This is a genomic window from Actinoplanes sp. NPDC026619, assembly GCF_040638295.1.
GTDB lineage: Bacteria > Actinomycetota > Actinomycetes > Mycobacteriales > Micromonosporaceae > Actinoplanes.
In genome coordinates, this window is record NZ_JBEZYA010000003.1 from 414,898 (window position 1) to 439,039 (window position 24,142).

Sequence of the window (24,142 nt, forward strand, 5' to 3'; positions counted from 1 at the left end):
ATTCATCGGATTCGCATTCGTAAGCGACGATCAGGGACGTGAAACGTCGACGCGTCCTCGGTCTGCTGCTGACCGTGGTCACCGTGCTCTTCGCCGCCGAGCCCACCGCCGACGCCTCCGGCCCCAGCTTCGACGTGAGCACCAACATCGCCTACGCCCCCGGCGGCTCCCGCGGGCATCTCCTCGATCTCTACATCCCCCGGCAGAGCAGCACGAAGCGCCGCCCGCTTTTGATCGCGATGGGCGGCAGCGGCTGGTTCGGCGAGAACGGCAAGGCGTACGCGTCGCAGCTCGCCCCGTTCTTCACCAAGGCCGGTTATGTCGTGGCCGGCGTCTCCACCCGGTCGAGTTACCAGGCGAAGTTCCCGGCCCAGCTGAACGACGTGAAGGCCGCGATCCGCTGGCTGCGGGCGAATTCCACGGCGTACGGCATAGATCCGCACCGCATCGCGGTGATGGGTGATTCCTCCGGCGGCTGGACCGCTCTGATGGCTGGGGTGACCACCCCCGGCGACGTCCAGGCGGTGGTCGACCTCTACGCCCCCGTCGACTTCCTGGCGATGAACGCGCACATGCTCCCCGGCGCGTGCGACCGCTTCAACCGCTCGTTCAGCCTCACCGACTGCCACACCGACCCGCGCTCCCCCGAGTCGTCCCTGCTCGGCGCGCCGATCGAGACAATCCCCGACAAGGTCAAAAAGGCCAATCCGATGGCGTACGTCACCAAGCAGTCCCCGCCGACCCTGATCGTCCAGGGCGAGCGGGACGGCCTCGTCCCCGTCGACCAGAGCGACCGGCTCTTCGCCGCGCTGGACGCGGCCGGCGTGCCCGCCACCTATTACCTGGTGCCCGGCGCCGGCCACGACAAGCGCATCGTCTCCCCCGCGAACGCGCCGGCGATCGTCCGCCGCACCGCCACCGCCGGCCCGCCGGGCACCCGCCCCACCCTCGCCACCATCGAGGCGTTCCTGCACCGCTCGCTCAACCTCTAAAACGAACGCTCGTTCTTGACACGGGCCCGGCTCTCCTTCTATCGTTCAAAACGAACGATCGTTCTATTTGGGGAGTCGTCATGTCATCGGCCACCGCCGTCAAGGCGCCCTCGCCCTGGACCCACGTCGCGGGCGCCGTCGTCCTCCTGTCCTTCATCCTCAGCGTCCTGGTCACGGCTTTCGCCTGGCCCGCCGCGCGATCCGCGGTGCACGACATCCCGATCGCCGTCGCCGGCCCCGCAGCCGCCACCGCCCAGGTCACCGCCGCCCTCGAGCAGCGCCTCCCCGGCGGCTTCGACATCACCACGGTCGCCGACACCAGCGCGGCCGAGACCGCGATCAACAACCGCGAGGTGTACGGCGCCATCGACCTGTCCACCGGACAGCCGCAGGTCCTGACCGCCTCCGCCGCCAGCCCCGTGGTCGCCCAGACCCTGCAGGGCATCGCCGCCGCCCTGTCCCAGTCGGAGCCCGCCGCCGCGGTCCGCGACCTGGCCCCGCTCCCCGCCGACGACCCCCGCGGCGCCGGCCTGGCCGCGGGCGCACTGCCCCTGGTCATCGGCGGCATGTTCGCCGCGGTGGCGCTGACGACCCGCATCCGCGGAACCGCCCGCCGGGTCATCGGCGCCCTGTCCTACGCCGTGGCCGGCGGCCTGGCGATGTCCGCGATCCTGCAGTTCTGGCTGGGCTCCCTGGACGGCACCTACGTGCTGAACGCCGGCGTGATGGCCCTGTCCCTGGCCGCGACGTCCCTGACCCTGCTCGGCCTGGAGTCCCTGTTCGGCTTCGCCGGCTTCGGCCTGGGCGCGGCAGTGATCTTCCTGCTCGGCAACCCGCTGAGCGGCGCCGCAAGCGCCCCCGAGATGCTGCCCGGCTGGTCCGGCGCGCTGGGCCAGCTCCTGCCGCCGGGCGCCGCCATCAGCCTGGTCCGCGCGGTGGCGTTCTTCGACGGCGGTTTCGCCCGCCCCCTGACAGTCCTGCTGAGCTGGCTGGCCTTCGGCCTGCTGCTGTCCGCCGCAAGCGCCTTCCGCCCCTCCCGCCGCCGCACGCCTGCCACCCCCGCCACCCAGCCCGACGCGGCGCCGGCCCTCGTCTGATCCCGGGCTCGGACCATCGCTGAGCATCGACTCTGTACGCAGCGGCAGCCACGGACAAAACCACACCGTTACCGCAGCTCGACTGGATCTCCCGCTGGGGCACCAGGACCTGTCCACCAGCGACAGGCGGGCTGGCACGTATCCGTGATTCGCGGGTCCCGCCGAGCCACCATGCTGAGTCGTGTCGGCAGTTCGCCGAACCGAAACAGAGGAAACGCTCCCATGCATCGCTATGCCCAAATTCTCGGCGCCGCTGCCATTGCCACCCTCGCCGCCGCCTGCAGCACCACGACCCCGCGCGGGAGCGCCCCCACGTCGCCGGCGGTCGCGCCTCCCGTCGTTCCGGTCACACCCACCGACGTTCCGGTGATCACCTCGACCTCCCCGCCACCCGCGAGCGCGTCGCCGACCCACCCGGCCACCACCGACCTGACCATCGCGGCCGACCGCATCGGGCCGCTGAAGATCGGCATGAGCCTGACCGCGGCCAAGGCGACCGGCCTCATCGTCGTCAACGCCCCCGGCGACAACGCCTTCGGCGAAGGCTGCACCGCCGCACACTGGAAGGGCCAGCCGGCCGAGGCCTGGATGGTCTTCAACGGCAAGTACGGGCTGCGCGCCCTCGGCTCGTTCGGCAATCAGCAGACGCCGGAGGGCATCCGGACCGGCAGCACGCTGGCCGCCGTGCGCCAGGCGTACCCCCACCTCAGCTGGCGCATCGACGGCGACGAGATCCCCGACGCCAAGCGAACCGACGGCGACGCGATGATCGACGTCGCGAAGGGCGACGGCGCGCACTACCGGATCAACATCCAGAAGAGCAAGGTCACCGAGGTGTCGCTGGAAAGCGACCGCGCCGGCTGCTACGAGTAACACCCTCACGCATCACTCCAGTAATAACCGGACCCTGGTGCCGGCTGACAACTGAGGCCGGCCGCGACCGAAAGCTCCCGGGTTCGCACCCGGTCTGCAACCGGGGCCGCCTGTACTGGTGCGATGCGGGTGGATCGGGGCGTGCTGACACGACTCGACCCTGTGCTGTCCGCGCTCGTCGCCCTCAGCATCCTGATGATCCCGTGGTTCCTCTTCGCGCCCGGCATCGACCAGGCGCTGTGGATTCTGCAGACCGCCATCGACCTGATCAACGTCGCGATGGCGTGGCGGCTCTACCGGCAGCCCGGCACCGACCGGTACGCCCGCCGGTTCTGGATCGCGGTCGCGGCCGCCATGGGCTTCAGCGCGATGGCCGACGCCTATCAGACCGCGCTGGTCCTCGGCGGCCATCCGGCCAATGACGTCAGCGTCGTACAGTCCGGCCTGGTGGTCGCCGGCATGGTCATCGCGGTGATCACGATGCTGTTCCACCCGCTCGGCGGGACCGGCCGGCTGCGCCTGCGGCTCTGGCTGGACGCCGCCACCGTGCTCACCGCGGTCGCCGTGTTCCTCTGGTACTTCCTGCTCGCCGGAGAGTTCAGCGGCGGGCAGACGGCCAACCGGCTGGCCGCCGCCGCGACGTCCGCGGTGATGCTGCTCGTCACGTTCGCCCTGATCAAGCTCCTGTTCAGCACCAACGCTCCGTTCCAGCAATTGCCCGGGATGATCGGCGCGCTCGGCGTCACCGGCACCGCGGTCGCGGCCCCGCTCGCCGCGCTGCTGATGGAGCGGTCCGACACCCGGCTGATCTACCTGGCGCAGCTGGTGCCGTGCCTGTTCATCCCGATCAGCCTGCGGATCCAGGAGATCCTCAACCGCCGGAAGATCGACGTTCCGCTGGCGGCCCGGCGCAGACGCTTCAGCCGGATGCCGTACGCGGCGGTGGTCGGAACGCAACTGCTGCTCCTGCTCGCCCTCTCCCAGGTCGTCGCCGACCTGAAGATCTGGGGCGTCGCCGCCGGCGTGCTGCTCAGCACCGGCCTGGTCCTGGTGCGCCAGCAGGCCGCGTTCCACGACAACGAACGCCTGCTCGCCGAGATCAGCCGCCGCGACGAATGGTTCGGCGCGCTGGCCCAGCACGCGTCGGACACCACCGTCGTCACCAACGGCAGCCAGCGGGTGACGTACGCGAGCCCGTCGGCCGTCCGGCTGCTCGGCCTGCAGGACGGCGACGACACCGGCAACGATCTGGGCGGCCGGATCCACGCGGAGGACATGCCGCTGGTGGCGGAGCTGTTCACCCGGATGCAGGCGGAGGGCACTGCCGGCGCGGAGGTGCGCCTGCTGCACGCCGACGGCACCTACCACTGGACCCACGTGGTCGGCACCGACCTGCTCGCCAACCCGAACATCCGCGGCCTGGTGTGGAACGGCCGCGATGTCACCGAGGCCCGCCAGCTCCAGGACGAGCTGCGCCACCAGGCCACCCACGACGTGCTGACCGGACTGGCCAACCGCCACCTGCTCCAGCAGCGGATGCTGACCGTCGAGGCGGACCTGCCGGTGAGCATCCTGGTCATCGACCTGGACGGGTTCAAGCAGGTCAACGACGTGCATGGGCACCACTCCGGCGACCAGGTGCTGATCGCCGTCGCCGAGCGCTTGACCGGCATCGTGGGTGACGCCGGCACGGTGGCCCGGCTGGGCGGCGACGAGTTCGCCGTGATCCTGCCGGACACCGATACGGACCGGGGCGAGACCCTGGCCGCAGTGCTGAGCCGGGTGGTCGCGGAGCCGATCCCGGTCACCGGCGCGGTGGTCACGGTCGGCGCCAGCATCGGCGTCTCCTCCGGCACCCCGGCCGAGGCCGAACGCATGCTCCGCGAGGCCGACGACGCCATGTACCGCCGGAAGCAGTCGCGCCGGAACCTAATCGGGAACCACGGTTAGGCCCGAGCGGGCGACGATCTCCTGCAACGCGGCGACGTGCGCGGCGAACGCGCCCTGGCCGGCCGGGGTGAGCCGGACCGACGTGCGCGGCCGCTTGCCGACGAACGCCTTGCGAACCTCGAGGTAACCGGCCTCCTCGAGGGTGGTCAGCTGCTTCGACAGGGCGGAGTCGGACAGGCCGACGGTGTCGCGCAGGTATCGGAAGTCGGCCCACTCGGTCGCGGCCAGCAGGCTGACGATCGACAGCCGGGTGGGCGCGTGGATCAGGTCGTCGAAGCGGGCGCTCACCGCTCGCCCGCCAGCGGCCGGGACAGCATGACGCGGCGCAGATAGGACATCAGCAGCGGCCCGCCGGCGGCCAGGCCGATCGCCACCGGCACGCAGCCGAGCGTCGCCGGCCAGCCGAGCCCGGCCGCCTTGAGCGAGAAGCCCAGACCGACCCCGGCCGCGACCAGGACCAGCGCGAACGCGACGATGGCCAGGATGCCGCGAGCGCCGAGGAGCGCCGGGCGGACCTGCAACCGGGATCGGCGCGCGATGGCCACGATCAGGGCGGCCAGGCCCAGCGCATAGCCGACACTGCCGGCCGCGACGACCACCGGCCGGTGACTTTCCACGGCGGCGACGAACAACAACATCAGAACGCCAACGGCCGGCCAGAACCAATGTGGTACGAGGTTGGCGCCGACCACCTGCTCGCGGCGGGCCCGGATCTCGGCCAGGGCCAGTTCGGCGTCAACGGGTGGGATGCTCATGACTTCCCCCTCAGGCATGTACTTTCCTGACAGGAAAGTAGCACATACTTTCCGACCGGGAAAGTAGTGCACAGTGGACGGAGGGTGGCACGATGAGGCGCGATGAGCGGGACGCCTTCGGCTGCGGACAGGGCTCGCGCCGGCATCCGGGCCTGGGTCGGGGCGGCGGGGTCGGGGCTGCGGCGCGCTTCGCCGTACGCAATCCTGGCCTTTCTTGCTGCTTCTGCTGTTGCGCCGGTGGCCGGGGCCGCTCTCGGCGCGCCGGCCGCGTTCGAGGCCGTGCTCTCGCAGTTGGGCGGTATGGGTGGGAACTTCACCGCCGACGCCCTCGCCCGCGCGGCCGCGCGGATGCGCGTCAACGGAACCGATGACGGGTGGCGGGATGCGATCGCCGGGGAGCTGCTCGCGCGGCTCGATGACGGCGACGCCGGGCTGCGCGACGAGCTGACGGGGCTGCTGCACGCGATCGGGGCGGTGGAGGCCGCGCTGCTCGCCGCCGACGACCAGACGCAGGAGCTGATCGTCCTCGCCTTCGACGAGCTGCAGGTGCTCGCGGCCGACACCCGGTGCGCGCTCGACGAGATCCACCGCGGCCTGGCCGTCCAGGTCGAGGAGCAGCGCCAGAGCACCGGCCGCATCCTGGGCGCGCTCGCCGCCACCACGGCGCTGATCCGTTCCCTGCGCACCGCCGCGCGCACCTCGGCACCGCCCGCTCGTGCCGCTGACGCGTCGGAGATCTCGCCCTATCCCGGCCTGGCGAGCTTCGACATCGGCGACGCGCCGTTCTTCCACGGCCGGGAACGGCTCATCGAGACCCTGCTCGCCCGGCTCGACGAGCAGATGCTCGGCGGGCCCCCGCTGGTCGTCGTCGGTGTCTCCGGGGCCGGAAAGTCGTCGCTGCTCAAGGCCGGGCTGCTGCCCGCGGTGGCGGCCGACGGGCTCGGCGAGGGCAGCGGCGCCTGGCCCTGGCTGATCCTCACGCCCGGGGCCGAGCCGCGGACGACGCTGCGCGCGGCGCTGGACGCGAGCGACGGCGCCGGCCGCCGGATCGTGCTGATCGACCAGTTCGAGGAGCTCTTCACCCAGTGCCCCGACCCGGCCGAGCGCGCCGCCTTCGTGCGCGAGCTCGCCGAGGCGCCCCGCGCGCTGCTGATCATCGCGATCCGGGCCGACTTCTATCCACAGTGCACCGAGCTGCCGCCGCTGGCCGCCATGCTCGGCGCCGGGCAGGTCGTGGTCGGCCCGCTCACCGGCGACGACCTGCGCACCGCCATCGCCGAGCCGGCCCGCGACGTCGGCCTCACCGTCGAGCCCGGCCTGGTCGAGCTGCTCGGCCGGGACTACGAGCCGGGCGCGCTGCCGATGCTCGCGCACGCGCTGCGCGCCACCTGGGAACGCCGGCAGGGCGGCACGCTCACGGTCGCTGCCTACGAGAGCACCGGCGGCATCCGGCGAGCGGTCGCGGAGACCGCCAATCGGCTGTACGAGGCCCTCGACGAACCCGGCCGCGCGGCCCTGCGCGATGCCCTGCTCGGCCTGGTCACGGTCGTCGACGGCCTGGCCGTGCGCCGCCGGGTGGCTCGCGCCGGCGCCGACCTGACGGTGCTCGCCCCGCTGATCGCCGAGCGGCTGGTGACGGCGGGCGAGGACACCGTCGAGATCAGCCACGAGGCGCTGCTCGACGGCTGGCCCCGGCTGGCCGGCTGGCTGGCCGACGCCCGCGAGGAGATCCTGCTGCGCCAGCGGCTGACCCAGGCGGCCGACGACTGGCAGACCGCCGGCGAGGACCCGGACGCCCTCTACCGCGGTGCCCGGCTGGCCGCCGCCCGCGAACTCCCGGCTGGCCTGCCGGAGACGCAGCGCCGCTTCCTGGCCGCCTCGGACGAGGCCGCCGAGGCGGGCCGGCTCCGCGAGCGGCGCACCACGAGCCGGTTGCGGCGGCTGGTGGTCGGGCTGGCGGTGGCGCTGGTGCTGACGATCGCCGTCGGCGGGGTCGCGGTCGACCAGCGCGGCGAGGCCCGGCACGTGAACCTGCTGCTGTCGTCCCGGCAGTACGCGGCCGAGTCCCTCGCCGAGCATTATCCGGACCCCGAGAAGTCGGTCGCCGACGCTCTGGCGGCCTGGAGCGTGGCGCCTACCACCGAGGCCCGCAGCGCCCTGATGAGAGCACAGCAGGCGACGCGCCTGGGCCACCTCGGCAGCCGGGTCGGCGGCACGTCGGTCGCGGTGAGCGCCGACGGTCGGCGGGCCGCGGTCGGCTATCAAGGCACCGGCGAGATTCAGATCTGGGACCTCGCGACGCTGCAGCCGCTGTTCCCGCCGATCAAGCACCCCACCAAGAACCTGTCCGGGCTCGCCTTCTCCCCCGACGGCACCTATCTCGCCTCGGGCGCCATCGCGCAGAAGGGTGTCGCGGTCTGGGACATGCGCGACGCGACGCTGGTCCGGAAGCTCGACGGGTGGGGGCCGGTCGCCTGGCTGCCCGACTCGTCGGCGGTGCTGGCCGCCCGTTACCAGAACGACTCCGCCGTGGGATTCTGGGACCCGGCCGGGGGCGCCCTCCGGCGCTCGCTGGCCATCCCGGTAGCGCCGGGCAACACGCTGGCGGTCAGTCCCGACGGCACCTATCTGGCGGTCTCCGGCTTCCGGGCCGGAACGGTCCTCCGGCTTGCCGACGGCCGGGTCGAGACCACTGTCCCGAACGCCTACGCGATGGCGTTCAGCAGCGACAACGCGGTGTTCAGCGACCTCGGCCCCGACGTGCCGGGCCGGATCCAGGTCCGGCGGCCCGCGGACCACTGGCGGGCGGTCGACCTGACCGACCCGGGCGGGCAACTACCGCAGCCGGCCCCGGCCCGGGAATTCGCGGTGTCCCCGGACGGCACCCTGTTCATCGGCAGCCAGACCGTCGGCGAGACGCTGCGGCTGACCGCGGGCGGCCCGCGCCCCTCGCTGACCGGGCTCATCGGTCCACCGCTCGATCTGGCCCTGTCGGCCGACGGCCAAATCCTGGTGGCGGTCGGCTTCGCGGACGTGCCCACGGTGTGGCGGATCGGCGGCTACGCCCTCGCCCACCCGCAGGTCATCGAGCGGCTCGCGGTCGACCGGTCCGGCGAACGGCTCGCCACCGGCTCCAGCGACCCGGTGATCCGGGTGTGGGACCCACGGACCGGGACGCTGCGCGCCACCATCGACACCGGGACCGGCGGCCCACCTCGCGGGCTCGCCTACGGCCCCGACGGAACCCTGGCCGCGGCGTTCAGTGCGAGCGGCCGGATCCTGCTGTTCGACGGCGCCAACCGGCTGCGCCGGACCCTGACGCTGGATCCCGCCGTCTTCCCGGCCAACCTGGCGTTCTCGCCGGACGGGGCGCTGCTGGCCGTCATCACGAACCCGCAGACGGACCCACCCGGCACGAGCCCCCGGGAGGACCGGTCGCCGGCCGTGGACGTCGTCGTCTACGAGACGCGGAACTACATGAAACGGGCGGAACTACGGCTGCCGGGATACTGGTCGATGAACCTGGCCTTCACCCCCGACGGCAGCGGGCTGCTGGTCACCGCGAACACCCCCGCCGACCTGGACAACCCCACCCAGACCGGATCGGTCTGGCGGTTCCGGGTCCCCTCGTTCGAGCTGGCCGGCTCCACGCCGGTGCCGGACACGACCGTGGACGAGCTGGCGGTGAGCCCGGACTCGGCCACCGTCGCGGTCACCGCCGGCCGGGCGGTCCGGCTGCTGACCGCCGGCGGCCTCACCCGGGTGCGGGACGTCGCCCGGCAGCCGGCGCCGGTCGCCCGGGTGGCGTGGTCACCGGACGGACGGATGATCGCGGTCGGCACCGACACCGCCGACGGCAGCATCGATCTCATCGACCCGTCCAGCGACACGATCGTCGCGGTGGTCCAGGGCAACGGCCCTCAGCAGGGTCAGATGCGGTTCACCCCGGACAGCCGGATGCTCATCGCCGGCCTCGGCGACTGGACGGTCGGCATCTGGCGGCTCGATCCCGCCGACGCGATCGAGAAGCTCTGTGCCGATGCGGTGCCGGCCGCACGCTCCGAGAACCGGGCGTCCCCGGAGCTGTGCGGCCGCTAGCTCACGCGTACGGGTCGAAGGGAATTCCGGTCGGCTTGCCGGCGTTGAGCAGGCTCTCGAAGCGGCCGTCGCTGATCTTCTGGGTCGCCGAGCCGAAGTCGGCGGTCATCAGCTTGGTGCGCAGCTCGATCGTCGGGTAGCCGTCCCAGCCGACCAGGGGCGGGTAGCGCCAGTTGTGGTAATGGTTCTCCGGCGGCTCGTCGTTGCTGTTGGCCAGCCGGAAGAAATGCGTCGACAGCCCGTCCTTGTGGTAGACGACCTTCGGGTGGGTGCCGTCGAATCGCACCTGGGAGCGGGTATAGGTCACCTGGCTGGAGTGTTGCGTGGTGGTGACGTATTCCACCTGGTTGGCGGCCTGATCGACCCACGAGATGACGTGTTCCCAGTCGTGCCGGTGGCCGCCGAGACTGCTGCCGGGCAATGCTTGATCTTTTTCGAAATAGCTGGCGTAGATGATCGCGCACCAGCCGTTGTTGCACTTCGACCGGGAGTACGTCTGTGAGTTGTCGAGGTCGGACTGGTCGCGGCAGTTGCCGTTGACCGCGCCGGTCGGGTTGAGCCCGCCGTTGAGGGTGCCGTCCGGCCCGATCGCGGCGACCGCGTAGCAGCCGTCGGTGTCGTAGTCGTAGGCGGGCGAGAAGGATTGTTCGTACCCGCCGGCGTTCTGCGGGAGGCTGGGTGGTGGGGCGGCGAAGGCCGGAGTTGCGGGGATCACAATCAGGAGCAGGGCGAGGCCGGTGGCGATGCCGAGCCGGCGGGAGTTGTCACGGCGCACGGGTGGGGGCCCTTCGTCGCGTTTTACGCATTGAGTTAATGGCTCCGAAATCCTGGCGTGCCCTATAGAGGCAAGTCAATGATGTCGGTGACGATTCCGATCCGTCGCCCGGAAATCACTGCCGGTCACCGTGCGCCATTCCTGGCCTCGCGGCGGATTGACTGTTGCATCGCGAAGATATATTCATTTACGCGGTGTTGGGCCCGGCACGGGCGGCCTCGCCATTCGAGGCTTGCGAACACGCTCGTGTCAGGAGGAGTCGACGGATGCCGGGACAGCCAGCAGCGAAGAAGCCTGCCAAGCCCAGGAGGAAGGCCCCGGGCTGGACGAAGGCGCTCCTGACCTTCGGCGTGGTCCTGTCCCTTCTGAGCGTGTCCGGCCTGATCGCCTCCCGCTATTTCCTCGGCAAGCTCACAGACAACATCCAGACGACGTCCAGCGTCCTTGACGACACCACCGGCACGGTGTCCTCGGGCAAGCTGCCGGACGGCGCGATGAACCTGTTGATGCTCGGCCTCGACACCCGCACCGGCTGGGAGGAGAAGGGCGAGACGTCCCGCTCCGACACGATCCTGGTCCTGCACATCACGGCGACGCACGACCAGGCGTACATGATCTCGATCCCGCGGGACACGATCGCGCACATCCCGGCCGACAAGTCGATGGGCTTCGGCGGAAGCACCGAGAAGATCAACTCGGCGTACGCGTACGGGTCGATGAACGGCCGCGGCTGGACCGGTGGCGCCAAGCTCGCCACCAAGGCGGTCAAGGAACTGACCGGGATCAGCTTCGACGGCGTCATGATCATCGACTTCGACGGGTTCAAGGGCATCCTCGAGGCCCTCGGCGGCGTCTACATGTGCGTCGACAAGGACGTCTGGTCGAGCCACTACATCGTGAACAACGGCAAGGTGGAGTACGCGGTGGGCGCCGACCCGCAGACCGCGCCGCGCAACGCCCTGTGGTTCAAGAAGGGCTGCCGCAACATGGCGCCGTGGGAGGCGCTCGAGTTCTCCCGCATCCGCCACTCGGCGAACGGCGACTACGACCGGCAGCGCCACCAGCAGCAGCTGCTGCGGGCGATGGCTAAGAAGGCGACCAGCAGCGGCATCCTGACCAAGCCGAACAAGGTGGCCGACCTGCTGGCCGCGGCCGGTTCGTCGCTGAAGATGGACACCCACGGCGTGAAGGTCACCGACTTCCTCTTCGGCCTGAAGGGCCTGGCCGCCGCCGACCTGATGCCGATCAAGACCAACAGCGGCACGTTCTCGACCGTCAGCGGCGGTGAGGGCATCAACGACGTGACGAGGGACCTGTTCGCCGCGACCGCCGCCGACAAGCTCCCGCAGTTCCTCGGCCGCCATCCGGAGCTGATGATCAACGACGGCAACGCCGCGGCCGGCACGAAGTCCTAGGAACCGACTCGCTGGACGATGAACAGGGCGGCCCGGTCGAGGGCCCGGCCGGCTTCGTCGAGCACGCCGGTGAACGCCTGGAACACGTGCGGCACGCTCCGCGCCGCGCTGGAGCGCGACCAGGTCGGCCTGCCGACCGGCTGATCAGACCCAGACGTCGTCGAGGCGGGTGGTCCAGCCGTTCAGGGTCGGGGCCGGATCACTGCCGAGGACGTCGGCGAGCAGCGTGGCGTACACATCTCGGAAGTCGGTGGTGAATTTGAGGTCGCCCTCGTCGAGGTCGGTGAGGCTGGGCGGCTCGCCGTAGAGGCCGCCCCGGATGCCGGCGCCGAGCAGCAGCACGTTCGACGCGGTGCCGTGGTCGGTGCCGTCGGAGGCGTTGGCGTGCACCCGCCGGCCGAACTCGGAGTAGACCGCGATGACCACGTCGTGCGCGGCCATCCGGGCGGCGAACGCGGCGAGCGGCTTGTCCAGCTTGGCCAGTTGCGACTCCTGCGCCTGCTTCTCGTCGGCGTGCAGGTCGAACCCGCCGAGCGACACCGAGTAGACCCGGGTCGCGGCGCCCGCCTCCACGCACTTGGCGACGAGCGCGAGCTGGCTTTCCAGGGACTGGGTGGCGCCGCCGGTGGCGGTGGCGGCCGGCTCCGAGTCGTCGTCGGCGTCCGGAGAAGCGGTGACGTCGTGCATGAGGTCCTGGATGCGGGTCAGGTCGGTGAAGCACGCGGCGGCTCGGGCCTGAGCGGCGGACTCGCCGGGAGCAGCCGCGCCGAGGGCGGTGAGCTGGGCGGCGGTGACATTCTTGGGCAGCTCGACCGCGCCGCCGGGAACCGTGGCGCCGGCGCTCTTCGCGCCCGCCAGCAGCGGCGGCAGCACCGGCTCGAACGAGACGGCCAGGCGCGGGTCGCCGCCGGCCGCGTCGAGCCAGCGGCCGAGCCAGCCGGTGTTCTCCGGGTGGTCCGGCCGCCCGGTCTGCCAGATGTCCATCGACCGGAAGTGGCTGCGGTCGGGCTTCGGATAGCCGACGCCGCGCACCACCGCGAGCTTCTTGTCCTGGTAGAGCTGGTGCAGGCCGGTCATCGCCGGGTTCAGCCCGAACGCGTCGTCCAACTTGAGGACCTGGCCGGCGTCGTAGGCGAGGGCGGGCCGGGCGGCGGCGTAGGCAGGATCGGCGTACGGGATGACGGTGTTGAGTCCGTCGTTGCCGCCGTAGAGCGTGACCAGGACCAGGGTGCGCGCCGCGGGGTCGCGGTCGGGGGCGGTGGCGAGGATGTCGCGCAGCGCGAGGGCGGTGCCGGCGCCGGCGACCGCGACCCCGCTGGCGGCCAGGAACCGGCGCCGGGTGATGACGTCCATGCGAATCTCCTCAGTGGACGGTGTATTCGGGGGTGGCGAGGGCGAGTGCGAGCAGCCGCTGCGGATTCGCGGCGACCGGGGACAGGACGGCGGCCGTGCGGTCGGTCCATGCGTCGACGGCGAGCAGCCGGGCGAGGGCGTCCAGCCGCTCCCCCGCCGCCGCCTCGGCGAGCTGCTGGACGGTGGCCGGCGCCAGGGCGGCAAGTGCCTGGCCGGAACGCAGCCGCGCCTGGGCCGCCGAGGTGGTGAGCCACGCTTCCCCGGCGGGCCAGCCGCCGACCGACGGCGGCCGGAACGGCACCTGGCCGAGGGCTCGCAGCGCGGCGAGGGCGGGCTTCCGGGCCTTCTCGCCGCCGATGCCCAGCTGGCGAAGCGCCCCGACGACCCATTCGATCGGCTGCTTCACCAGATGACCGGCGGTGGCCGGATATTCGTCGTCCAGCGCGATCGCCCGCAGCATGCCGACCGCGGACGCGCCTGCCCCGGTCAGCGCGGGCGACGGCGGCAGATCGCCGGAGCCGTAGCGGGCCCAGATCCGGGACGCGAGAAACGGCACGTGCGCCGGATGCCGCACGAGCAGGTCCGCGAACTCGTCCACCCCGAACACCCCGGTCGATCCGAGCAGGGTGACCGCGGCCGGATCGTGCCGGCCGGCCACCAGCCGGGCGGTCCCGGCGGCCCGGTCGACCTGCCAGCCGGTCAGCACCTTGGCGGCCGCTTTGACGTCGTCCTCGCTGTAGTGCCCGACCCCGAGCGTGAACAGCTCCATGACCTCGCGGCCCAGGTTCTCGTTCGGCGCCTTGCGGGTGTTGCGCTGCCCGTCCAGCCAGATGATCAACGCCGGGTCGCGCAGCATGGCCCGGACGAGCGGCCCGCTCCCGCCGGTCCCGTACCGCCGGAAGATCTGCTGCTGGGAGAGCATCAGCCCGGCCGACCGCACCTTCTGCACGCTGGTCGCCCAGTGCCCGTGCCAGAAGAACGTCAGCTTCTCCGCCCCTGACGATCCGGTGGCGGCGAGCCGGCTGACCCACCACCAGGTGGCGTCGGCGACCTGCGCCGCGACCTGCTGCCGGGCCTTCTGCTTGTCCTCCTTCGATGCGCCCTTCGCGAGCGAGCCGAGCGGATCCGGGCCCAGGGCGGGCAGCGACGGCGGCGCGGCCGGGAGAAGCACCCGGTTGACGGTCACGTCGAGCCCGGCGGCGACACCGGCATCGATCTCGGCCGCGGTCGGCCCGGGCGTGAGACGGCGCAGCACATGGGAGATCACGCGGCGGTCGGTCATGCTTGCGAAGCTAGGCGCGGCGTGTAAGCGGACGGTAAGGACAAGGATCAGATGACGTACGAGGAAGCCATCGTCTACTACCGATCCGCCCTGACCGACGCCGACGCGTTCACCGCTCCCCTGGCCACCGCCGTCGACCCCGAGGCGGTGCTCTGGGCGGCCTGGCAGACCGTGACGGAAGCCGCCGCCAAGGCCGACGACCAGGCGATGGCCCGACTGGTCGCGCTGGTCACGGCCGTTCAGGGTCAAGAGCTTGCGGGTGTACGGGTGTGGAAGCTGCGCGTCTTCACCGATCTGCCGGTGCTGGGCGCCCAACTGCGCGAGGAGTGGAACGGTGGCCGCCCACTGCCGGAGTGGACGAACCTGAACGCCTTCGCCGCCCGCCTGACCGCCGCCGGCACCCACGACGCCCTGCTCCTGGGCCTGTGGACGATCAGCGCGGCGCTGGAGACCTTCGACGGCCCGGCCGAGAACCTGCCCGCCGCGATCGAGTGGTTCCGGCACGCCGGCGACCAGCTGGCCGGCGCCACGATCCACGGCCGAACCTACGCCGCCGGCCTCGGCGAACTCGCCCTCCAGGCCGGCGTGGGTTACGGCCTGCCCCGATGGGCGTTCTGGCGCAGCCGCCTGGAAACACTCTCCCGCGACGGCTTCAAGCTGATCAAACGCCACGACACCACCATCGTCAGCGGACCGTTTCGCCGCCGGTAGGACTCCCGCTCCACGCCGACCGCCGGCGTCTTCCTGATCCGCCCGCGTCTTCACTGACACACACATCGGTGTATTGGGTTGCCATAGTGTGTGACACACAGTATCGTGTCGAGCATGACAATGGATGCGACGCTCTCGGGGCACTTGCAAGAGTTGCGCCGCGGCACCGTCGTCGTCGCGAGCCTGATCGTGCTGCGCACGCCGGGCTACGGCTATTCGCTGCTCGAGACGCTCAGCCGGGCCGGCTTCGAGGTCGAGGCCAACACGCTCTATCCGCTGCTGCGCCGGCTCGAGGCGCAGGGGCTGCTGACCAGCGAGTGGAACACCGACGAGGCACGCCCGCGCAAGTTCTACCGGACCACCGAGCAGGGCGACACGCTCGCCGACACCCTGCGCGGCGAGTGGTCCCGGATCGACCACGCCATCACCGATCTCAGCGTTTCCACGACCACGGGGAGAGAAGAATAATGACCAGCCTCATCGACCGTTACGTCTACACCGCACTGCGCCGCGTCCCGGAGCAGCAGCGCGGCGACATCGACCAGGAGCTGCGCGCCAGCATCGAGGACGCGGTGGACGCCCGCGTCGAGGCCGGCGAGGAGCGCGACGCCGCCGTCGAAACCACGCTGACCGAGCTGGGCGACCCGGACAAGCTGGCCGATCAATACGCGGGGCGCACCAACGTGCTGATCGGCCCGGAGATCTACCCGGCCTGGCGGCGGCTGCTGACCCTGCTGCTGGCGGCGGTGCTGCCGATCGTGGTGATCATCGGCGTCGTCATCCAGCTCGTCGACGACCCCGACGTGGGCAAGGTGATCGGCGGCGCGATCACATCGATCCTGACCGTGGGCACGCAGATGGCGTTCTGGACCACGGCGGTGTTCGCCGTCATCGAGCGCACCGGCGCCGGCCGCAACGACATCAAGCTCAACTGGACACTGAAGGACCTGCCGAAGTACGAGCCCAGCACCATCCCGAAGACCGAGGTGGGTGCCGGCATCGTCTGGCCGGCGCTGCTCATCACGGCCCTGGTGTGGCAGCAGTTCGGCCTCAGCGAGGTGCCGGTGCTCGACCCGGCGAACTGGAGCTTCTGGTGGCCGTACATGATCGGCGCCTTGGTTCTGGGGGCCGGTTATCAGGTCTGGCTCTACCGCCGCCGCAAGTACGACCGCACGGTGTCGGTGGTCAACGCCGTGCAGCAGCTGATCAGCGCGGTGCCGCTGATCTGGCTGCTGTCGACGGACCACTTCTTCAACCCCGAGTTCCACAACTTCGCCGACCTCGGTGACGGCGACGTCAAGCAGTGGCTGACGGCCATCGTCATCGCGATCCTGGCGCTCGGCACCGCGTACGACATCTTCAAGGTGATCGTGCGGGGCGAGCAGGCGCTGCGGGGCCGCCCGGCCAAGGTCCCCGGCACGGGCAACTACAACTTCGGCAGCTGAGCACCCTCCAGAGTTGGTTCGACCGGCACGATCAGACCGTCTGCGGTGAATCGCAGGCGGTCGATCGTCGTCTCGCGGTGAGTGCCGTCGCCGCCCGGGATGGCGAACCGGTGGTAGGCGATGAACCAGTCGTCGGTTCCCGGCCGCTGCACCACCGAGTGGTGGCCGGCGCCGAGAATCCCCAGCTCGGGGCGCTTGCTGAGGATCAGGCCGTGCGGGGTGAACGGGCCGGTCGGGCTCGGGCCGGTCGCGTAGGACACCTGGTAGTCGGCGCTGCGGGTGTCGTTCTGGGACCACATGAAATAATAGGTGCCGTTCCGCTTGCTCACGAACGAGCCCTCGTTGTAGCCGGCCGGCGTGATCTCCTTGACCTTCGCCTTGTCGAAACTCGTCATGTCGGCGTTCAGCGGCACCACGTAGGCGTGGCCGTTCCCCCAGTACAGATAGGTCGTGCCGTCGTCGTCGGTGAACGCGGCCGGGTCGATCATCTGCCCGCTGAAGGCTCCAGAGGCAATCAGAGGCTTTCCGAGTACGTCGTGGAACGGCCCAGCCGGACTGTCGGCGACCGCCACGCCGATGTTGGTGTCGGCGCAGAAGTAGAAGTAGTACTTGCCGTCCTTCTCCGCGATCGTCGGCGCCCAGGCCCGTGAAGCGGCCCAGGTGACGTCGGGACCGAGGTCGAGGATGACGCCGTGGTCGGTCCAGTTGACCAGGTCGGTCGAGCTGAACGCGTGGAACTGGGTGCCGCTCCAGCCCGCGAAGCCGTCGGTGGTCGGGTAGATCCAGTAGACGCCGTCGAAGACCGCGATGTTCGGGTCGGCGTTGAGGCCGGCCGGGAGTGGGCTGCGCATGATGTGGGCCTCGATCGTCCAGCGTCTTTGTGCGCCGTCGACGCCGGTGATCGTGTACGTGACCGGGTGCCGCAGGTCGCGGACGGTGCCGCTCGGCGGGGAGATTCGGGCGCCCGCCGCCAGGGTGAACGTCGGCGCCACCGTTTTCGGGTCGGTTCCCTCGGCCAGCGGGAGCACGATGCGGCTACTGCTGTCGGTGATTACGGCGGGAGCTTTCAGGCCGGCGGCGGTCGTGGCCGCGACGCCGGTGGTGTTGCCGGACATGGTCAGGATCTCGGCCGGGGTCAGGACGCGGCCGTATATGCGGAAGTCGTCGACGGCGCCGTCGAAGGCGGGATCGCCGGTGTAGAGGGACTTGCCGATGAAGCCGGAGTACGTCTTGGTCTTGTCGTACAGGTCGGCCGGTTTGGCGGTGACGCCGGTGGCTTTCGCTATCGCTACGCCGTTCAGGTACATCGCGGCGGTGCCGGTCGTGCCGTCGAGGGTTACGGCTAGGTGCTGCCAGCTTCCCCCGGGGAAGGCGGTAGCGCCGGTGAGCTTCGACTCCGCCGACCAGCTGCCTGTGGTGATAGCTGAGTAGAGCAGCTTGCTGCCGTTGGACGGGCTCGCGAACAGGTATCGGCTGCTGTCCGGGCCGAGGCCGAAGATCCACTGGTTGACGGTGGTGGACGCGTTCCATCTCACGCGGGCGGCGACGGTGACGCTGTTCTGTCCGGCGAGGACGCCGTTCGGGATCGTGGCGTAAGCCCCGCCGGAGAGGATGAGCCCGCGCTCGTTGGTTCCACTAACGTTAGTACGACTAACGTTTGGCGCACTAACGTTCGGGCCACGAACGTTCGGCGCACTAACGTTCGGGCCACCAACGTTCGCCGCACTAACGTTCGGGCCACCAACGTTCGCCGCACTAACGTTCGGGCCACCAACGTTCGACGCACTAACGTTCGGGCCACCAACGTTCGCCGCACTAACGTTCGTGCCACTAACGGTCCACGCTGGTGTGCCTGAGAGCTGGGCGTTGAAGCCGCGGCCGGAGGAATCGGCGGTGTTGCCGTCGAAGTCGTAGTGCAGCAGCAGGTCGGCGGGGATGTCCGTGGTCACCTCCACCCGGATGGCGGCCGAGCGGCCGCCGGCCGATGCGGTGACGACAGCTCGGCCGGCCTTCAGCGTCGTCAGCTGCCCGCTCGCGTCGGCCGTGGCCACCGCCGGATCGCTGGACTTCCACGTCAGGGTCGCGTGATCCGCGTTGGCGGGCTGCACCGTCGCGGTGAGCGCACGACTGACTCCCACCGCGATCCGCACCGCCGACTCCGGCGCCGAGACCTGCGAGACCGGGATGTCGCCGCTGGTCACGACCACCGTGGCCCGCGCGCCGAGCGAGCCGTTCACAGTGAACGTGCCGGCCTGGGCGTACCGGGCCGGTTCGATCGTGTCCCAGGTGACGGCGGCGGAACGCGCGCTCCCGTCGGCGTAATGCGCTACCACCGTGGACGGTAATGCCGGTGCGCTCCCGGTGTGGGTCCAGATCTTCACCGGGTCCACGGCGGTGAGCGCCTGATCGGGCTGGTACGTGGTCAGGAGCCGGTCGTACTCGGCCTGGGTGACCGGCAGGACGGTGCCGTGCCGGGGCCGCCCGGGCAGCGCGTAGTTCGTCGACGGGGTCCATTGCCCGGAGTCGAGGTCGGTGGACTCGAGCGGCACGTAGCCCCGGCCGCCGAACTCGTCGATGAACAGGTGCCACTTCTCCGCGTCGTTGTCCTTGAAGATCAGCGGGCCCTCGCCACGGCTCATCGCGTTCTGCCCGATGCACTCGGCGACGAAGTCGTAGTCGAGGGCGCGGATCTGGGTGGACTTCTCGGCGATGATGAACTTGCTGCACGGCGAGGAGGACGACTGGTCCCGTTCGTCCTTGGTGAAGCGGTAGTACGTGCCGTTGTGCTCGATCATCGTGGAGTCGATGACGGAGTAGCCCGGGTCCTTCCACACCTTCGGCTCGCTGAACGTCCAGAAGTCGCGGGTGGTCGCGTACATCATCCGGTTGTAGCTGGTACCGGTGTGGGCCGTGTCGGCGGGATCGTAGAGCTTGGAGGCCCAGAACACGACGTACGCCCCGATGGTGGGGTCGTAGAACGCCTCCGGCGCCCAGGTGTTGCCGGCCGTGTCCGGCGAGACCTTGACCAGGCGCTGGTCGGTCCAGTGCACGAGGTCGGTGGACTCCCACACCATGATCGACTTGCTGCCGCTGCGCTGGGCCGCGTCCCAGTTGCCGTTGCCGTAGATCTTGAGGTCGGTGGCGATCTGGTAGAACTTGTCGCCCTGCGGCGATCGGATGATGAACGGGTCGCGCAGCCCGGCCGTGCCCAGGGTCGAGGTCAGCACCGGGTTGGAGTTGTTCAGCTGCTGCCAGTGCAGTGGGTCGTTGCCCTGGCTGAGGCTGAAGTAGACCTGTTCCCCGTTGGCCGTGCCCTCGCCGGTGAAGTAGCTGAACAGGTAGCCCTTCTTCGCCGCCGGCGCCGGTAGCTCGCTGACGGTGGTAGCAAAACTGCGGGTGGCTTTCGCCCCGCCGCGCGTCACGGTGGCGGTGAGCGTGACCCGCGCCGGCCCGGCCCCGTGGGCGGGTCGCGTCACCTCGCCGCCGGGCGTGATGACGGCCGGCCGGCCGGAGCTCCAGGTGACGACGGTGTCCCAGGCCCCGCGGCTCGGCAGGTCCAGGTTCTCCTTCACCTCCGGCAGCCCGTGCACGACCAGTTCGTCGGCCGCATGCCGCGCGGCCTGCCGATCGTCGTACTCGGCCGCGACGGTGATCTTGAAGGTCTTTCGCACGTTCTCCGTCCCGTGGGTGAGGGTGGCGGTGAGCGTCACGTGCGCATCGGGCCTGCCCCGCGCCGGCCGAGTGACCGCACCGCCGTCGGACACGACGGTGGAATCACTGGACTGCCAGGCGATCCGTGATCCGTTCACGCCGGCGACCGGCAGCGCGATGTTTCCGGTGACCGGTGAGTCAGGGGTAGCCGTCAGAACGAGCGCCCGGCGGTCGGCCGCGAGCATCTCCTTGTTGACGCGGGACGCCAGGCCGGCCACCTCGCCAGTGGTCAGCGCCCGGTCGTACACCCGGAAGTCGCGCATTTTGCCCTTGAAGAGGGCGTCGGTCGAGTACAGCGACCGGCCGATGGCGTTGGCCGTGGTGCCACCACCGTGGATCGCGGTCGGCAGCACCGACACCGCGGTGTTGCGGGCGACCTCGACGCCGTCCTCGTAGAGCACGCCGGTCGTGCCGGTCTGCGTGTAGGCGAGGTGCTTCCAGGTGCCCCTGGCCACGTTGTGACCGTCGGCCGGCTTGGTGACCTGCTCCCCCGACCAGTTGGTGAGCGTGATCGCCTGCCGGTAGGGGTTGCCGGTCGCGAACAGGTAGCCGTTGCCGGCGCCGCCACTGGAGTTCCCGAAGCCGTACAGGAAATAGGGGGTTGCGCTACCGGCGTCGATGAGAACGTCGGTAGCAACTGTGATCGAGGTGAGTCCGCTGAGGAGGTTGTCGGGCGCCTGCACGTAGGTGCTGCTCCCGTCGAAGGCGAGCCCCTGCGACCCGGTCCAGCCGGGCGCGCCGGCGACCGTGCCGTCGCGACCGTGACCGGAGGAGTCAGCCGCGACCGTGCCGGCGCGTTTGTCGAGGAGATATCGCAGGATGAGCCCGTCGTCGTGCCGGGCCGGCGGCGGGCTGAGAACGAGTACGGCGGCCAGCAGCGACCGGACGAGCATGGCTCTCCCTCGATCGAATTGTGAACGTTCACAGAGTGTCGGGCGCGTTTCAGCGTGAAGTCAAGGACATCAATCCATTTGCATCTATGCGGTTCCCTTGGCCCTCGCTAGACGAGCGCGGCTACGCCAAAATGTCCGCATGGCACGGGACTGGGTCGGTACCGCCGTGGGCGCTTGTACGCTGTCCATCACGACGGATGACGACCGATAGGCCCTGGATGACTGACTGGTCCAAGCCGGAGTGGCAGGCATTTGAAGAAGTCGAGGCGCCCACCATCGACTCGGCCCTGGTTTCCGATGCCATCGCGACAGTCAAGGACGGCCCCGGTTTTGCGACGATTGCCGGGTGGGCGATCGCGGATCGGCACAGCGACAACGGCGACGTTCGCGAACGGTGGATCGCCGGAGCGCAGCACAACGGGCACCGCATAGAACAATTGCTGGAGACCAAGCCGGATGGTCACGATCTGTCCGGCCGACGCTGGTACAGCTCGCTCCTGTACGCCGCGCCGCCGGATCCGATCTACCGGCGGGACAGCCTGGTCGGCATTTTATCGGTGTTTGGGCACATCGGTTGTTTGCACGGCTTCGACGAGCAACTGCTGATGCCGCTCATCCAGCAACTAGGACGCCGCGGACATCACCTGGCGGTGCCACTGGTTGTTGACGCCAGCCCGCACTTCGAGGACGTCGCCGATTTGTACCTCCTGCTGCCCACGAAGGCGCAGGTGGTCGACCGCCTCCATCGATGGGAAGGCCGGTGAATCTGTAGCGGCGGCAGGGCGGTGCAGTGGAAGACGACGGACGCGCTCTTCGAGGTCACGCCAGCGGCTCTCTATCGGTGTGCCGTGATGCCGCCGTCTACGTCCGCCTGGCCAGGTCTTCGATCGCGGCGGCGACCTGCAGGATTGTTCCTCTGCTGTCGAGGCCGGTCGGGCTGACTATCAAAGGCGACTCGCCGTCGATAGCGACGTCCATCGGAACGATCTTCCCCGAACGAGTCACACCCGTGCGGAGATCGCTGCGCGGCCCCTGCCTCTGCGTCTCCGGTTGCGCCCAGGTGAAGGTGCCGACCGGCCAGGCCGGCTCCAGAGCGTGCTCGACGGTGGCTGTGCGCAGCAGCCGCTTCTCTTCCCATTTGTAGGAGCGGCGTTCGGGCGCGATCGACGAACGCGCGAGAATCGCTGCGGCGGCCGCGATCCGTGCCGGCGCCTCGTCGATGGCACGTTCAGCGTCGGCGCGGGATCTTTGCGAGGCTGCCGCGCGATCGGCCACGCATTTGGCGCACAAGTCGGTGAACTGGGCGGAACTGTGCGAAGCGCAGAATGCGTATCCGCACTCAGCGCACCGGCCCACCGCCTCCACCTCGCAAGGTCCGGTCCCAGTCCTTGTCTTGACAATGAACTCGCATACAGCCGCCACGGCCGAGATCGTAAAGGCGAACTCGACGCCCACAACATCATCCGGTCAGACCGTGTGGCGGTGATCGAGAACCAGGGGCCGGCCCGCCCTGAGTGCGGCGGGCCGGTCGGTCGGGGCTCAGCTGTTCAGGCTCGTGAACCAGCGGGTTACCTGGGGGACGCCCAGGACCTCGGAGCCCTCGTGGACAAAGCCGTTGTAGTCGGTGTTGACGCCGAGGTCGACGGTGGGGGCTCGGACGCCGCGGGCGGCCAGGGTGGTCTGGCAGTGTTCGGTGTTGGCGTTGACTGCTTCCTCGTCGCCGGGGCTGTAGTAGAGCCGGACCGGCATCCGCGGGGACCAGTCGGTGCAGACGCTGTCGAGCACGGCGAGTGCGTCGGCGAACCGGCCCGTCGGGTGCAGCAGCAGTGCTCGGCCCGCCGGGGTGAGCAGGTCGTTGATCGTGGGCGGCAACGCCTGGAGCACCTCCTCGCCGGGGTGGGTGCCGTCGAAGAGGTCTGGCAGGGTGGTGTACGGCGGGCGGAACACGTATGCCGGGCTCGGGTAGATGTCGTGCAGCCGGTCGAAGGCGACCAGCAGGTACGTGGTGTAGGCGCTGGCCAGCACCGGGTGGACCGCCGGAGTGAACAGCGACGGGATCGCCGCGTGCCGGAAGTCGTAGGCGCCGCTGATCGGGGCGACCGCGGCGGCCCGGAACCACGGGTCGGCACCGGACTGCAGTGCGCGGGCCAGTCCGAGAGCGGCCGAGGCGCCCTGCGAGAAGCCGGTGGCGTAGACCTCGCGGGTCAGCTCGCGGCCCTGGCGGCCGGCGAAGACGCGGGCGGCTCGGAGCAGGTCCAGCGAGGCGGTGGTCTCGGACGGCACGTCCATCCACGGGTGCGGCCCGGGGCCGACGCCGAGGCCCAGGTAGTCGGGTGCGACCGCCGCGAAGCCGGCCGACGCGAAGGTCAGGGCGGGTCCGATCAGGAAGATGTCGTCGGAGGTGGACGGGGCGTCGGGCTGGTAGATCTCGGTGCCGTGGCCGAACGAGACGGTCGAGAGTTTGCGCTTGGCGTTGATCGGCAGCGCCACCAGCCCGCTCGCGGTGGTCGGATGGCCGGTCGCGTCGGTGGTGCGGTAGACGAGCCGGTAGGTCCGCACGCCGTAGCGGTCGGTGCCGGGATCGAACTTGTCGGCGGTCAGGGCCGCGTCGACGTCGGCGCGGGTGGCGTAGGTGTGCAGGGCGGTGGCCGTGATCAACCGGCCCGGGCCGGCGGCGGCGGGGGTGGCGGCAACGGCGAACGATGATGCGATGAGCGCCCCCGCGATGCCTGAACTCAGCAGTCTTCTCATGTGCTCGACGCTAGGGATCGGCGGCGCGCAAGTCAGGCCCG

General features: G+C 70.3%; 18 protein-coding genes. 10 read left to right on the forward strand and 8 right to left on the reverse strand.

Going from position 1 to position 24,142, the window contains the following annotated elements:
- The first annotated feature begins 38 nt into the window (after nucleotides 1-38).
- The 4 genes from AB0E90_RS10265 (at nucleotide 39) to AB0E90_RS10280 (ending at nucleotide 4,912) form a co-directional block, all read left to right on the forward strand.
- Nucleotides 39-992, forward strand: a complete 954-nt coding sequence (locus AB0E90_RS10265; RefSeq protein WP_360402351.1) for an alpha/beta hydrolase — start codon at nucleotides 39-41, stop codon at nucleotides 990-992.
- A gap of 80 nt (nucleotides 993-1,072) precedes the next feature.
- The gene (locus tag AB0E90_RS10270) at nucleotides 1,073-2,089 is read left to right on the forward strand and encodes an ABC transporter permease (protein ID WP_360402353.1); all 1,017 of its coding nucleotides are present in this window, start codon (nucleotides 1,073-1,075) and stop codon (nucleotides 2,087-2,089) included.
- A 222-nt stretch (nucleotides 2,090-2,311) separates the two neighbouring features.
- Nucleotides 2,312-2,962, forward strand: a complete 651-nt coding sequence (locus tag AB0E90_RS10275; protein WP_360402355.1) for a hypothetical protein — start codon at nucleotides 2,312-2,314, stop codon at nucleotides 2,960-2,962.
- 141 nt (nucleotides 2,963-3,103) lie between these two features.
- Entirely contained in the window at nucleotides 3,104-4,912 is a 1,809-nt protein-coding gene (locus tag AB0E90_RS10280; protein ID WP_360402357.1) for a sensor domain-containing diguanylate cyclase, read from the forward strand.
- On the opposite strand, the gene AB0E90_RS10285 is transcribed toward AB0E90_RS10280, so the two are convergent.
- Together AB0E90_RS10285 and AB0E90_RS10290 are read right to left on the reverse strand one after the other, a co-directional pair.
- Entirely contained in the window at nucleotides 4,892-5,200 is a 309-nt protein-coding gene (locus tag AB0E90_RS10285) for a transcriptional regulator (RefSeq protein ID WP_360402359.1), read from the reverse strand. The two genes, AB0E90_RS10280 and AB0E90_RS10285, sit on opposite strands and share 21 nt — an antisense overlap.
- Nucleotides 5,197-5,667 carry a hypothetical protein gene (locus AB0E90_RS10290; RefSeq protein WP_360402361.1) on the reverse strand — a complete coding sequence of 157 codons (471 nt, stop codon included), beginning with the start codon at nucleotides 5,665-5,667 and terminating at the stop codon, nucleotides 5,197-5,199. Before AB0E90_RS10290 ends, AB0E90_RS10285 begins: the two co-directional genes overlap by 4 nt.
- Before the next feature lie 102 nt (nucleotides 5,668-5,769).
- On the opposite strand from AB0E90_RS10290, the gene AB0E90_RS10295 reads away from it, so the two are divergent.
- A complete protein-coding gene (locus AB0E90_RS10295) occupies nucleotides 5,770-9,765 on the forward strand; it encodes an AAA family ATPase (RefSeq protein WP_360402363.1) in 3,996 nt (1,331 codons plus the stop codon).
- Between the two features lies 1 nt (nucleotide 9,766).
- On the opposite strand, the gene AB0E90_RS10300 is transcribed toward AB0E90_RS10295, so the two are convergent.
- Nucleotides 9,767-10,540: an NPP1 family protein gene (locus AB0E90_RS10300; RefSeq protein ID WP_360402365.1), complete on the reverse strand. Its 774-nt coding sequence runs from the start codon at nucleotides 10,538-10,540 to the stop codon at nucleotides 9,767-9,769.
- A 266-nt stretch (nucleotides 10,541-10,806) separates the two neighbouring features.
- Between AB0E90_RS10300 and AB0E90_RS10305 the strand changes: the two genes are divergently transcribed.
- Nucleotides 10,807-11,955, forward strand: a complete 1,149-nt coding sequence (locus tag AB0E90_RS10305) for an LCP family protein (RefSeq protein ID WP_360402367.1) — start codon at nucleotides 10,807-10,809, stop codon at nucleotides 11,953-11,955.
- Nucleotides 11,956-12,099: 144 nt separating this feature from the next.
- Here the strand turns inward: AB0E90_RS10305 and AB0E90_RS10310 are convergent, their stop codons facing one another.
- A complete protein-coding gene (locus tag AB0E90_RS10310) occupies nucleotides 12,100-13,308 on the reverse strand; it encodes a DUF1501 domain-containing protein (protein ID WP_360402369.1) in 1,209 nt (402 codons plus the stop codon).
- A gap of 10 nt (nucleotides 13,309-13,318) precedes the next feature.
- Nucleotides 13,319-14,590 carry a DUF1800 domain-containing protein gene (locus tag AB0E90_RS10315; RefSeq protein WP_360402371.1) on the reverse strand — a complete coding sequence of 424 codons (1,272 nt, stop codon included), beginning with the start codon at nucleotides 14,588-14,590 and terminating at the stop codon, nucleotides 13,319-13,321.
- A 51-nt stretch (nucleotides 14,591-14,641) separates the two neighbouring features.
- Here AB0E90_RS10315 and AB0E90_RS10320 point away from each other — a divergent pair, with 51 nt between their 5' ends.
- From AB0E90_RS10320 to AB0E90_RS10330, 3 genes are all read left to right on the forward strand, one after another.
- A complete protein-coding gene (locus AB0E90_RS10320) occupies nucleotides 14,642-15,301 on the forward strand; it encodes a DUF3632 domain-containing protein (RefSeq protein WP_360402373.1) in 660 nt (219 codons plus the stop codon).
- 114 nt (nucleotides 15,302-15,415) lie between these two features.
- The gene (locus tag AB0E90_RS10325; RefSeq protein ID WP_360402375.1) at nucleotides 15,416-15,769 is read left to right on the forward strand and encodes a PadR family transcriptional regulator; all 354 of its coding nucleotides are present in this window, start codon (nucleotides 15,416-15,418) and stop codon (nucleotides 15,767-15,769) included.
- The gene (locus AB0E90_RS10330) at nucleotides 15,769-16,746 is read left to right on the forward strand and encodes a permease prefix domain 1-containing protein (RefSeq protein WP_360402377.1); all 978 of its coding nucleotides are present in this window, start codon (nucleotides 15,769-15,771) and stop codon (nucleotides 16,744-16,746) included. Before AB0E90_RS10325 ends, AB0E90_RS10330 begins: the two co-directional genes overlap by 1 nt.
- On the opposite strand, the gene AB0E90_RS10335 is transcribed toward AB0E90_RS10330, so the two are convergent.
- A complete protein-coding gene (locus tag AB0E90_RS10335; protein ID WP_360402379.1) occupies nucleotides 16,728-21,350 on the reverse strand; it encodes a family 43 glycosylhydrolase in 4,623 nt (1,540 codons plus the stop codon). The two genes, AB0E90_RS10330 and AB0E90_RS10335, sit on opposite strands and share 19 nt — an antisense overlap.
- Nucleotides 21,351-21,568: 218 nt before the next feature.
- Here AB0E90_RS10335 and AB0E90_RS10340 point away from each other — a divergent pair, with 218 nt between their 5' ends.
- Nucleotides 21,569-22,114 (forward strand): hypothetical protein, encoded by a 546-nt coding sequence (locus AB0E90_RS10340; protein WP_360402381.1) that lies wholly within the window; start codon nucleotides 21,569-21,571, stop codon nucleotides 22,112-22,114.
- A gap of 97 nt (nucleotides 22,115-22,211) precedes the next feature.
- Here AB0E90_RS10340 and AB0E90_RS10345 read toward each other — a convergent pair whose 3' ends face one another.
- Both AB0E90_RS10345 and AB0E90_RS10350 read right to left on the reverse strand, forming a co-directional pair.
- Nucleotides 22,212-22,805, reverse strand: coding sequence for a hypothetical protein (locus AB0E90_RS10345; RefSeq protein ID WP_360402383.1), 594 nt, complete (start codon nucleotides 22,803-22,805; stop codon nucleotides 22,212-22,214).
- A gap of 84 nt (nucleotides 22,806-22,889) precedes the next feature.
- Nucleotides 22,890-24,101, reverse strand: a complete 1,212-nt coding sequence (locus AB0E90_RS10350) for a lipase (RefSeq protein WP_360402385.1) — start codon at nucleotides 24,099-24,101, stop codon at nucleotides 22,890-22,892.
- Nucleotides 24,102-24,142 lie beyond the last annotated feature (41 nt).